The organism is Serratia sp. (in: enterobacteria), assembly GCF_051654945.1.
GTDB lineage: Bacteria > Pseudomonadota > Gammaproteobacteria > Enterobacterales > Enterobacteriaceae > Chania.
Genome location: NZ_JBOFZA010000118.1, coordinates 482,737 through 492,157, shown reverse-complemented (window position 1 = coordinate 492,157; position 9,421 = coordinate 482,737). Strand labels below are relative to the sequence as shown.

Annotated in this window: 11 protein-coding genes; 10 read left to right on the top strand and 1 reads right to left on the bottom strand. The window is 55.3% G+C overall.

Features of this window, described 5'->3' with window-relative positions; all coding sequences use genetic code 11:
- Positions 1 to 33 precede the first annotated feature (33 nt).
- Positions 34 to 837 carry an inositol-1-monophosphatase gene (suhB, locus tag ACRDCA_RS27635; protein WP_438692355.1) on the bottom strand — a complete coding sequence of 268 codons (804 nt, stop codon included), beginning with the start codon at positions 835 to 837 and terminating at the stop codon, positions 34 to 36.
- Between the two features lie 117 nt (positions 838 to 954).
- On the opposite strand from suhB, the gene trmJ reads away from it, so the two are divergent.
- From trmJ to pepB, 10 genes are all read left to right on the top strand, one after another.
- Complete coding sequence (gene trmJ, locus ACRDCA_RS27630) at positions 955 to 1,689, top strand: tRNA (cytosine(32)/uridine(32)-2'-O)-methyltransferase TrmJ (RefSeq protein WP_438692354.1); 735 nt, start codon at positions 955 to 957, stop codon at positions 1,687 to 1,689.
- A gap of 195 nt (positions 1,690 to 1,884) precedes the next feature.
- Positions 1,885 to 2,379 carry a Fe-S cluster assembly transcriptional regulator IscR gene (gene iscR, locus ACRDCA_RS27625; protein ID WP_025119809.1) on the top strand — a complete coding sequence of 165 codons (495 nt, stop codon included), beginning with the start codon at positions 1,885 to 1,887 and terminating at the stop codon, positions 2,377 to 2,379.
- A 55-nt stretch (positions 2,380 to 2,434) separates the two neighbouring features.
- Complete coding sequence (locus ACRDCA_RS27620) at positions 2,435 to 3,649, top strand: IscS subfamily cysteine desulfurase (RefSeq protein WP_438692353.1); 1,215 nt, start codon at positions 2,435 to 2,437, stop codon at positions 3,647 to 3,649.
- A gap of 24 nt (positions 3,650 to 3,673) precedes the next feature.
- Entirely contained in the window at positions 3,674 to 4,060 is a 387-nt protein-coding gene (gene iscU / locus ACRDCA_RS27615) for a Fe-S cluster assembly scaffold IscU (protein WP_004952090.1), read from the top strand.
- A 52-nt stretch (positions 4,061 to 4,112) separates the two neighbouring features.
- Entirely contained in the window at positions 4,113 to 4,436 is a 324-nt protein-coding gene (iscA, locus tag ACRDCA_RS27610; protein ID WP_438692352.1) for an iron-sulfur cluster assembly protein IscA, read from the top strand.
- A gap of 68 nt (positions 4,437 to 4,504) precedes the next feature.
- On the top strand, positions 4,505 to 5,026 hold the full coding sequence (gene hscB, locus ACRDCA_RS27605; RefSeq protein WP_438692351.1) for a co-chaperone HscB: 522 nt from the start codon (positions 4,505 to 4,507) through the stop codon (positions 5,024 to 5,026).
- A gap of 152 nt (positions 5,027 to 5,178) precedes the next feature.
- The gene (gene hscA, locus ACRDCA_RS27600; protein WP_438692350.1) at positions 5,179 to 7,029 is read left to right on the top strand and encodes a Fe-S protein assembly chaperone HscA; all 1,851 of its coding nucleotides are present in this window, start codon (positions 5,179 to 5,181) and stop codon (positions 7,027 to 7,029) included.
- A gap of 2 nt (positions 7,030 to 7,031) precedes the next feature.
- Positions 7,032 to 7,367 carry an ISC system 2Fe-2S type ferredoxin gene (gene fdx, locus ACRDCA_RS27595; RefSeq protein WP_025119804.1) on the top strand — a complete coding sequence of 112 codons (336 nt, stop codon included), beginning with the start codon at positions 7,032 to 7,034 and terminating at the stop codon, positions 7,365 to 7,367.
- A 9-nt stretch (positions 7,368 to 7,376) separates the two neighbouring features.
- Positions 7,377 to 7,577, top strand: a complete 201-nt coding sequence (iscX, locus tag ACRDCA_RS27590; RefSeq protein ID WP_025119803.1) for a Fe-S cluster assembly protein IscX — start codon at positions 7,377 to 7,379, stop codon at positions 7,575 to 7,577.
- A 234-nt stretch (positions 7,578 to 7,811) separates the two neighbouring features.
- Positions 7,812 to 9,107 carry an aminopeptidase PepB gene (pepB, locus tag ACRDCA_RS27585; protein ID WP_438692349.1) on the top strand — a complete coding sequence of 432 codons (1,296 nt, stop codon included), beginning with the start codon at positions 7,812 to 7,814 and terminating at the stop codon, positions 9,105 to 9,107.
- Positions 9,108 to 9,421 lie beyond the last annotated feature (314 nt).

Below are 9,421 nucleotides of genomic sequence, written 5' to 3'. Positions count from 1 at the left end.
ATGCGGCATCAGTAGCCTGATGCCGCCCCGAGATTAACGCTTCAGCGCTTCACTCAGTTCATCACGCATAGTGGCAAGCAGAGATTTCACCACGCGTGGGTTACCGGCAACCACGTTGCCAGAGCTGTAGTGGTTGTGGCCGCCAACAAAGTCGGTAACCAGACCGCCAGACTCACGAACCAGCAGTTCGCCAGCAGCAAAGTCCCACGGCTTCAGGCCGATCTCAAAGAACCCATCAACGCGGCCAGCGGCCACGTAAGCCAGATCCAGCGCAGCGGAACCGGTACGGCGGAAGTCGGCACATTGGGTGAACAGTTTGCCCAGGATGTTGATGTAAGCTGGTGCGTGCTGTTTGACTTTGAACGGGAAGCCGGTGGCCAGGATGGTGCCATCCAGATCTTTGGCGTTGGTACCGCGCAGACGGTAACCGTTGAGCTGTGCGCCCTGGCCACGGGTGGCGGTGAACAGTTCGTTGCGCATTGGATCGTAAACCACGGCCACTTCGGTACGGCCTTTAATGCGTACGGCGATGGAAACAGAGAAGTGAGGTAAACGTTTGATGAAGTTGGCAGTGCCATCCAGTGGATCAATCACCCATTGTACATCCTGATCTTCACCGGTTAACTCACCGCACTCTTCACCAATGACGGTGTGTTTCGGGTAAGATTTACGGATGATTTCGATGATCAGACGCTCAGCCTCGCGATCGACGTTAGTGACAAAGTCGTTAGAACCTTTTTGAGTCGCTTCTACAGCGTCTGGAGTCTCGTAATTTTTGGCAATCAGGTTGCCAGCCTTGCGCGCAGCGCGCACGGCGATAGTCAGCATCGGATGCATGGGTATCTTCCACAGGATGTTAAAGAACAGGAAACGGCGCGAAGTATAGCAGGTGTTCGGCAAAATACCTACGACTGTGTTAGGATGCTACGATTTTCCGCAACGCTCAGAGTTTGTATGCTGCACAATATCCGCATTGTTCTGGTTGAGACGTCTCATACTGGCAATATGGGCTCCACCGCCCGAGCCATGAAAACCATGGGGTTAACCAACCTCTATCTGGTCAATCCGCTGGTGAAACCTGATTCTCAGGCGATCGCCCTGGCCGCTGGGGCCAGCGATGTGATTGGCAACGCCACCATTGTCGATACCTTTGATGAAGCCATTGCGGGTTGTCGCCTGGTTGTCGGCACCAGCGCGCGTTCACGTACCTTACCTTGGCCGATGCTGGAACCGCGCGAATGCGGTGTACGTGCGGTACAGGAAGGCGAGCAGGGGCCGGTTGCACTGGTTTTTGGCCGCGAACGCGTCGGGTTAACCAATGACGAATTACAGAAATGCCATTATCATGTCGCCATTCCTGCCAACCCGGATTACAGCTCGCTGAATCTGGCTATGGCGGTGCAAATCCTGGCGTATGAAGTGCGCGTTGCCTTCCTCGATCGTCAGCAGGCGGAGGCCGCGCCGGTGGAAGAGTCGCCGTATCCTCTGGTGGACGACATTGAACGCTTCTATCAGCATCTGGAGCAGACGCTGGTCCAGACCGGCTTTATCCGCGCCGCCCATCCGGGGCAGGTAATGAGCCGTTTACGCCGTCTGTTTGCACGCGCACGGCCGGAAGCGCAGGAGCTGAATATCTTGCGTGGCATGCTGACGTCGATCGAGAAACAGGATAAACAGCAAGGTCATTAATTTTTGCTGTCACTCGCAGTTACGCAAGATAGTATTGCTTATCCGGGGGTTATAAGGTGTATTTTATTTACCTCGGAAAGCCAGACGCACAAAAAGTGCGAATACTTGAGTAAATTAGTAGGTTAAATAGTTGACTGATTTACTCGGGAATGTCAGAATTTGGCCCATGTTTGACCAACAGGTAACCAATTAGCTATGAGACTGACATCCAAAGGCCGTTATGCAGTAACTGCCATGCTCGACGTGGCATTACACTCCCAGGAAGGGCCGGTACCACTGGCGGATATTTCCGAACGCCAAGGTATTTCGCTCTCTTATCTGGAACAACTGTTTTCCCGTCTGCGTAAGAACGGCCTGGTGGCCAGCGTACGTGGGCCGGGCGGTGGTTACCTGTTGGGCAAAGACGCGAATGCCATCGCCGTTGGTGCAGTGATCACTGCCGTTGACGAATCGGTAGACGCCACCCGTTGCCAGGGTAAAGAAGGCTGCCAGGGCGGCGATCGTTGCCTGACCCATACGCTGTGGCGCGATCTGAGCGAGCGCATCAGCGGGTTCTTGAACAATATTACGCTGGCAGAACTGGTGAACAACCAGGAAGTGCTGGACGTGGCTGACCGCCAAAATAACGATACGCGCCGCACGGCCAACGGTCGTCTGCAAGAAACGATCAACGTTAATCTGCGCGCATAAGCAGCTGGCGACTAATTTATTGGTTTTTGGAAGTGATGTACGGAGTACAAGAGCAATGAAATTACCGATTTATCTGGACTACTCGGCCACGACTCCTGTCGACCCGCGTGTTGCCGAGAAGATGATGCAGTTTTTGACGCTGGATGGCACTTTCGGTAACCCGGCCTCCCGTTCCCACCGTTTCGGCTGGCAGGCGGAAGAGGCGGTTGATATCGCCCGTAACCAGATCGCTGAACTGGTTGGCGCGGACCCGCGTGAGATCGTGTTCACCTCTGGGGCCACCGAATCCGATAACCTGGCGATCAAAGGCGCTGCCAACTTCTATCAGAAGAAAGGCAAGCACATCATCACCAGCAAAACCGAACATAAAGCCGTGCTGGATACCTGCCGCCAACTTGAGCGCGAAGGGTTTGAAGTCACCTATCTGGCACCGCAGAGCAACGGGATCATCGATCTCCAGGCGCTCGAAGCCGCGATGCGTGAAGACACCATTCTGGTTTCTATCATGCACGTGAATAACGAAATTGGCGTGGTGCAGGATATCGCGGCCATCGGCGAAATGTGCCGGGCGCGTGGCATCATTTATCACGTCGATGCCACCCAGAGCGTTGGCAAACTGCCCATCGATCTGAGCAAGCTGAAAGTGGATCTGATGTCCTTCTCCGGCCACAAGATTTATGGTCCGAAAGGCATTGGTGCCCTGTATGTGCAGCGTAAGCCGCGCATCCGCATCGAAGCCCAGATCCACGGTGGTGGTCATGAGCGCGGTATGCGTTCCGGTACTCTGCCAGTGCATCAGATCGTTGCCATGGGTGAAGCCTATCGTATCGCCAAAGAAGAAATGGTGAGCGAAATGGCGCGTTTGCGTACTCTGCGCGATCGTCTGTGGAACGGCGTGAAAGATATGGAAGAAGTGTATCTGAACGGCGATCTGGAGCACGGTGCACCGAACATTCTCAACGTCAGCTTCAACTATGTTGAAGGTGAGTCGCTGATCATGGCGTTGAAAGATCTGGCGGTTTCTTCAGGTTCTGCCTGTACCTCTGCCAGCCTTGAGCCCTCCTACGTGCTGCGTGCACTGGGTATGAGTGATGAGTTAGCGCACAGCTCGATCCGATTCTCCCTGGGGCGTTTCACCACGGAAGAAGAGATCGATTACACCATTTCGTTGGTGCGTAAATCCATTGGCCGTCTGCGCGATCTCTCTCCTCTGTGGGACATGTTCAAGCAGGGCGTGGATATCAACAGCATCGAATGGGCACATCATTAATTCTCAGGATCCAGGAGCAACGTCATGGCTTACAGCGAAAAAGTAATCGATCATTATGAAAACCCGCGTAACGTAGGGTCGTTTGATAACGAAGATCCTACCGTCGGTAGCGGTATGGTTGGGGCACCGGCCTGTGGCGACGTAATGAAGCTGCAAATCAAGGTCAACAACGAAGGCATTATCGAAGATGCCCGTTTCAAAACCTACGGCTGCGGTTCCGCCATCGCCTCCAGCTCGCTGGTGACCGAATGGATGAAAGGCAAGTCTCTTGATCAGGCCGAAGCGATCAAAAATACCCAGATCGCCGAAGAACTGGAGTTGCCTCCGGTTAAAATTCACTGCTCGATCCTGGCCGAAGACGCCATTAAAGCAGCGATCGCCGACTACAAGAGCAAGCACAGCGCCAAGTAGTTATTATTGAGTCAGCTAGCCCGCCTTGCGGGCTAAGATTGAAGAGGTTGTTATGTCGATTACCATGAGCGACAGCGCCGCAAAGCGGGTTCAGGCATTTTTGGATCACCGTGGCAAAGGTCTCGGCCTGCGTCTGGGCGTGCGCACTTCCGGCTGTTCAGGAATGGCGTATGTGCTCGAATTTGTTGATGAAAAGAACGACGATGATATCGTTTTTGAAGACAAAGGCGTCAAGGTGATCATTGACGGCAAGAGCCTGGTCTATCTGGACGGCACCGAGCTTGATTTCGTCAAGGAAGGTCTGAACGAAGGCTTCAAGTTCAACAACCCGAACGTCTCAAGCGAGTGCGGCTGCGGCGAAAGCTTTAACGTCTGACAGTCCATCGTGCTCCCCCGTGACCCACGGGGGAACCTCAATCATCACGATAACGCCCCGAGCACGCTATGGATTACTTTACTTTATTCGGGTTGCCGGTCCGCTATAGCGTAGACAGCAGCTTGCTTACCTCACGCTATCAAGATTTGCAGCGCCAATTTCACCCCGATCGTCATGCCCTCCAACCTGAACGTGAACGCCTGATGGCGTTACAGCAGGCGGCGACCATCAATGAAGCCTACCAGTCGCTGAAGCACCCGTTAAAACGTGCCGAGTATATGTTATCTTTGCACGGCTTTGATTTGGGCAATGAGCAACATACAATGCGCGACACCGCATTCCTGATGGAACAGCTGGAGTTGCGTGAAGAGCTTGATGCCATCGAGCGCTCACCAGATGCGCAAAACGCGTTGGCCGCTTTCGCCAGGCGTCTGAACCAGACTTTCAAACAACGTAGCGCGCAGATGGAGCAGGAACTGGATGGCCAGCAATGGTCACAGGCTGCCGATACCGTGCGCAAGCTACGCTTTTTGGACAAACTCCAGCAACAGATTGAACAACTCGAAGAAAAACTGCTGGGATTTGATTAAAACTCCCCTATGGATTTCGAGTTGGCCGTTCTTGCGCATCCATGCGCTCACGGCATTCGTACATCCCTGTACAGCACAGCTAGGCGTTAAAACAACAACGCTGCAGCTTGAAAGACGACGGGGATACATTATTGATTGTGGAAGCTTTGTATATGGCCTTATTACAAATTAGTGAGCCTGGCCTCACGGCTGCGCCGCATCAGCGCCGCCTGGCGGCCGGTATCGACCTGGGCACCACCAATTCGCTGGTGGCTACGGTGCGTAGCGGTCAAGCCGAGACGCTGGCCGACATTGAAGGGCGCTATCTGCTGCCTTCAGTAGTGCATTATCAGGCCACTGAACACCAGGTGGGCTGGAGCGCTCGTGCACAGGCGGCACAAGATCCGGTCAATACGGTAAGCTCCGTCAAACGCATGATGGGCCGCTCGTTGGCAGACGTGCAACAACGCTACCCGAACCTACCGTACCAGTTCCAGGCCAGCGATAACGGCCTGCCGATGATCGTGACCGCCGCAGGGCTGGTTAACCCGGTTGGCGTTTCTGCCGACATCCTCAAGGCACTGGCTGCCCGCGCTAAAGCGGCGCTGGAAGGTGAACTGGATGGCGTGGTTATCACCGTACCTGCCTATTTCGACGATGCTCAACGGCAAGGCACCAAAGACGCTGCGCGTCTGGCTGGCCTGCATGTGCTGCGTCTGTTGAACGAACCGACCGCTGCGGCTATCGCCTACGGATTGGATTCGGGTCAGGAAGGGGTGATCGCCGTTTACGATCTGGGCGGTGGTACCTTTGATATTTCTATTTTACGCCTGAGCCGTGGCGTGTTCGAAGTGCTGGCTACCGGCGGTGATTCTGCGCTGGGGGGCGATGATTTCGATCATCTGCTGGCGGACTGGCTGCGTGAGCAGGCAGGCATCAGCGATCGCAGCGATCATGGCCTGCAACGCCAATTACTGGACGCGGCGATTGCGGTTAAAATCGCCCTGAGCGATGCTCAGAGTACCACGGTGGATATCGCTGGCTGGCAGGGTGAAGTGACCCGCGAGCAGTTCGAAACCCTGATTGCTTCACTGGTCAAACGCACCCTGATGGCCTGCCGTCGCGCGTTGAAAGATGCCGCCGTCAGTGCCGAAGAGGTACTGGAAGTGGTGATGGTTGGCGGCTCTACCCGTGTGCCATTGGTGCGCGAGCAGGTTGGCGAGTTCTTTGGCCGTACCCCGCTGACGTCGATCGATCCCGACAAAGTCGTGGCGATCGGTGCCGCTATTCAGGCGGATATCCTGGTGGGCAACAAGCCAGACAGCGAAATGCTGCTGCTGGATGTGATCCCACTGTCGCTTGGCCTGGAAACCATGGGCGGTCTGGTCGAGAAGGTTATTCCTCGTAATACCACTATTCCGGTGGCGCGTGCGCAGGAGTTCACCACCTTTAAAGACGGCCAGAGCGCGATGATGATCCACGTGCTGCAAGGCGAGCGTGAACTGGTGCAAGACTGCCGTTCACTGGCGCGCTTTACGCTGCGTGGTTTGCCGCCGTTGCCTGCCGGTGGGGCGCATATCCGTGTGACCTTCCAGGTGGATGCCGATGGCCTGTTGAGCGTGACGGCGATGGAGAAATCCACAGGTGTCGAAGCCTCAATTCAGGTGAAGCCTTCGTATGGCCTGTCCGATGCCGAAATTGCCGGCATGCTGAAGGACTCCATGGCCAATGCGCAAAGCGATGTCGGTGCTCGTAAGCTGGCAGAGCAGCGGGTAGAAGCCTCCCGCGTGCTGGAAAGCCTGCAAGGTGCGCTGGCGAGTGATGCAGCCCTGCTGAGGGACGAAGAAAGCCAAGCCATCAACAGTGCGGTGGCAGAGCTTCAGCAAGTGATGCAAGGCTCCGATCCTGCTGCGATCGAGGCCGCGATAAAAACAGTCGATGCAACAACCCAAGATTTTGCCGCGCGCCGCATGGATGCTTCCATTCGCCGTGCGCTGGCTGGCCATTCTGTGGATGAGGTTTAACCATGCCGAAAATTGTATTCCTGCCCCATCAAGATCTATGCCCGGAGGGGGCAGTACTGGAAGCGGAAGTTGGGGAAACCATCCTCAATGTCGCACTGCGTAACGGTATTGAAATTGAACATGCCTGTGAGAAATCCTGCGCTTGTACCACCTGCCACTGCATCGTGCGCGAAGGGTTTGATTCCCTGGCCGAAAGCAGCGAGCTGGAAGACGACATGCTGGACAAAGCCTGGGGGCTGGAGCCGGAAAGCCGTTTGAGCTGCCAGGCACTGGTGACCGATGAAGATCTGGTCGTCGAAATGCCGCGTTATACCGTTAACCACGCGCGTGAACACTAGGAGAGAATAATGGGACTGAAGTGGACAGACAGCCGCGAAATCGGCGAGGCCCTGTACGATGCCTACCCAGATACCGATCCGAAAACCGTGCGTTTTACCGATATGCACCAGTGGATCTGCGATCTGGAAGAGTTTGCAGACGATCCGCAGGCTTCCAATGAAAAAATACTGGAAGCGATCCTGCTGGTCTGGTTAGATGAAGCAGAGTAAATAGCATAACGGGCTGCCAAGGGCAGCCCGTTTATTTTGTATCCGAAATACCCGTCGTCTTTCAAGCTGCAGCGTTGTTACTTTATTGCCTAGCTGTGCTGTACAGGGATGTACGAATGCCGTGAGCGCATGGATGCGCAGGAACGGCCGACTTGAAATCCATAGGGTATACAATAAAAAATCCCCAATGAATTTCGCTTGATACAGTGAAGAGGGGAATTCCGGAGTAAGGCTATGACAACCGAAATCATGCAGATCACGCTATCCCAGCAACCGGCCGATGCGCGCTGGGGTGAGAAGGCGCTGCTGAGCACCAATGACCAAGGCATCACCATCCATCTGAATGCTACCGGCAAACTGGGCATGATCCAGCGCGCGGCACGCAGGATCGATGGCCAGGGCATCAAGAAAGTGAAACTGGCCGGGGAAGGCTGGGACCTGGAAAACAGCTGGGCATTTTGGCAGGGTTATCGCGGGCCGAAAGGGCAGCGCAGCGTCGAGTGGGCTGAACTGCCGGAAGCGGAAAGCCAAGAGTTGCAGCAACGTCTGAAGATTATCGATTGGGTGCGCGACACTATCAATATGCCAGCGGAAGAGCTGGGGCCAGAGCAACTGGCTACCCGCGCAGTCGATCTGATGTGTGCTGTCGGCTGCGACGCCGTCAACTACCGCATTACCAAAGGTGAAGATCTGCGTGAGCAAAACTACGCCGGTATTCATACCGTTGGCCGGGGTTCCGATCGTTCCCCAGTGCTGTTGGCGTTGGACTTTAACCCGACGGGCAATCCGGACGCGCCGGTGTTTGCCTGCCTGGTGGGTAAAGGCATCACCTTCGACACCGGCGGCTACAGCCTCAAGCAAAGCGCATTTATGGACTCGATGAAGTCCGACATGGGCGGCGCGGCGACCATCACTGGCGCATTGGCCTTGGCGGTGACCCGCGGCTTGCAGCAGCGCGTCAAACTGTACCTGTGCTGTGCGGATAACATGGTAAGCGGCAACGCCTTTAAACTGGGCGATATTATTCGCTACCGTAACGGCAAAACCGTTGAAGTGATGAATACCGATGCGGAAGGGCGTTTGGTGCTGGCCGATGGCCTGATTGATGCCAGTGCGCAAAACCCTGAGTTGATCATCGACTGCGCGACCTTGACCGGTGCGGCTAAAACGGCGGTGGGTAATGATTACCATGCGCTGTTCAGCTTTGACGATGCATTGGCGCAAGAACTGCTGGCCAGTGCGGATGAAGAGCACGAACCGTTCTGGCGCTTGCCGCTGGCGGAATTCCACCGCAGCCAACTGCCGTCAAATTTTGCGGAATTGAACAACGTTGCCGGCCCGGCTTATACTGCCGGTGCCAGCACTGCAGCGGCCTTCCTGTCGCACTTTGTGCAGAATTACCAGAAGGGATGGCTGCACATTGACTGCTCTGCTACCTATCGCAAAGGCGCGGTGGAGCAATGGTCAGCAGGCGCAACCGGTCTGGGCGTGCGTACGCTGGCCAACCTGTTGCTGAGCAAAGCCAAGTAACCAGTATCTGCCCCTCACCCCAACCCTCTCCCACAGGGAGAGGGGGCTGGATCGGTGTTGTGGTCAGGTACAAAAGTTACTATATGGCACAGACGGTTCCCTCTCCTTGGGGAGAGGGTGCTGGATCGGTGTTGTAGTCAGGTACAAAAGTTACTATATGGCACAGACGGTTCCCTCTCCTTGGGGAGAGGGGCTGGATCGGTGTTGTGGTCAGGTACAAAAGTTACTATATGGCACAGACGGTTCCCTCTCCTTGGGGAGAGGGTGTTGGATCGGTGTTGTAGTCAGGTACAAAGGCTAATATGTGGCACGGA

Bases quoted from the DNA above. Each gene is read 5' to 3' on its own strand.
- suhB (WP_438692355.1), bottom strand. From the start codon at position 837: ATGCATCCGATGCTGACTATCGCCGTGCGCGCTGCGCGCAAGGCTGGC.
- trmJ (WP_438692354.1), top strand. From the start codon at position 955: ATGCTGCACAATATCCGCATTGTTCTGGTTGAGACGTCTCATACTGGC.
- iscR (WP_025119809.1), top strand. From the start codon at position 1,885: ATGAGACTGACATCCAAAGGCCGTTATGCAGTAACTGCCATGCTCGAC.
- ACRDCA_RS27620 (WP_438692353.1), top strand. From the start codon at position 2,435: ATGAAATTACCGATTTATCTGGACTACTCGGCCACGACTCCTGTCGAC.
- iscU (WP_004952090.1), top strand. From the start codon at position 3,674: ATGGCTTACAGCGAAAAAGTAATCGATCATTATGAAAACCCGCGTAAC.
- iscA (WP_438692352.1), top strand. From the start codon at position 4,113: ATGTCGATTACCATGAGCGACAGCGCCGCAAAGCGGGTTCAGGCATTT.
- hscB (WP_438692351.1), top strand. From the start codon at position 4,505: ATGGATTACTTTACTTTATTCGGGTTGCCGGTCCGCTATAGCGTAGAC.
- hscA (WP_438692350.1), top strand. From the start codon at position 5,179: ATGGCCTTATTACAAATTAGTGAGCCTGGCCTCACGGCTGCGCCGCAT.
- fdx (WP_025119804.1), top strand. From the start codon at position 7,032: ATGCCGAAAATTGTATTCCTGCCCCATCAAGATCTATGCCCGGAGGGG.
- iscX (WP_025119803.1), top strand. From the start codon at position 7,377: ATGGGACTGAAGTGGACAGACAGCCGCGAAATCGGCGAGGCCCTGTAC.
- pepB (WP_438692349.1), top strand. From the start codon at position 7,812: ATGACAACCGAAATCATGCAGATCACGCTATCCCAGCAACCGGCCGAT.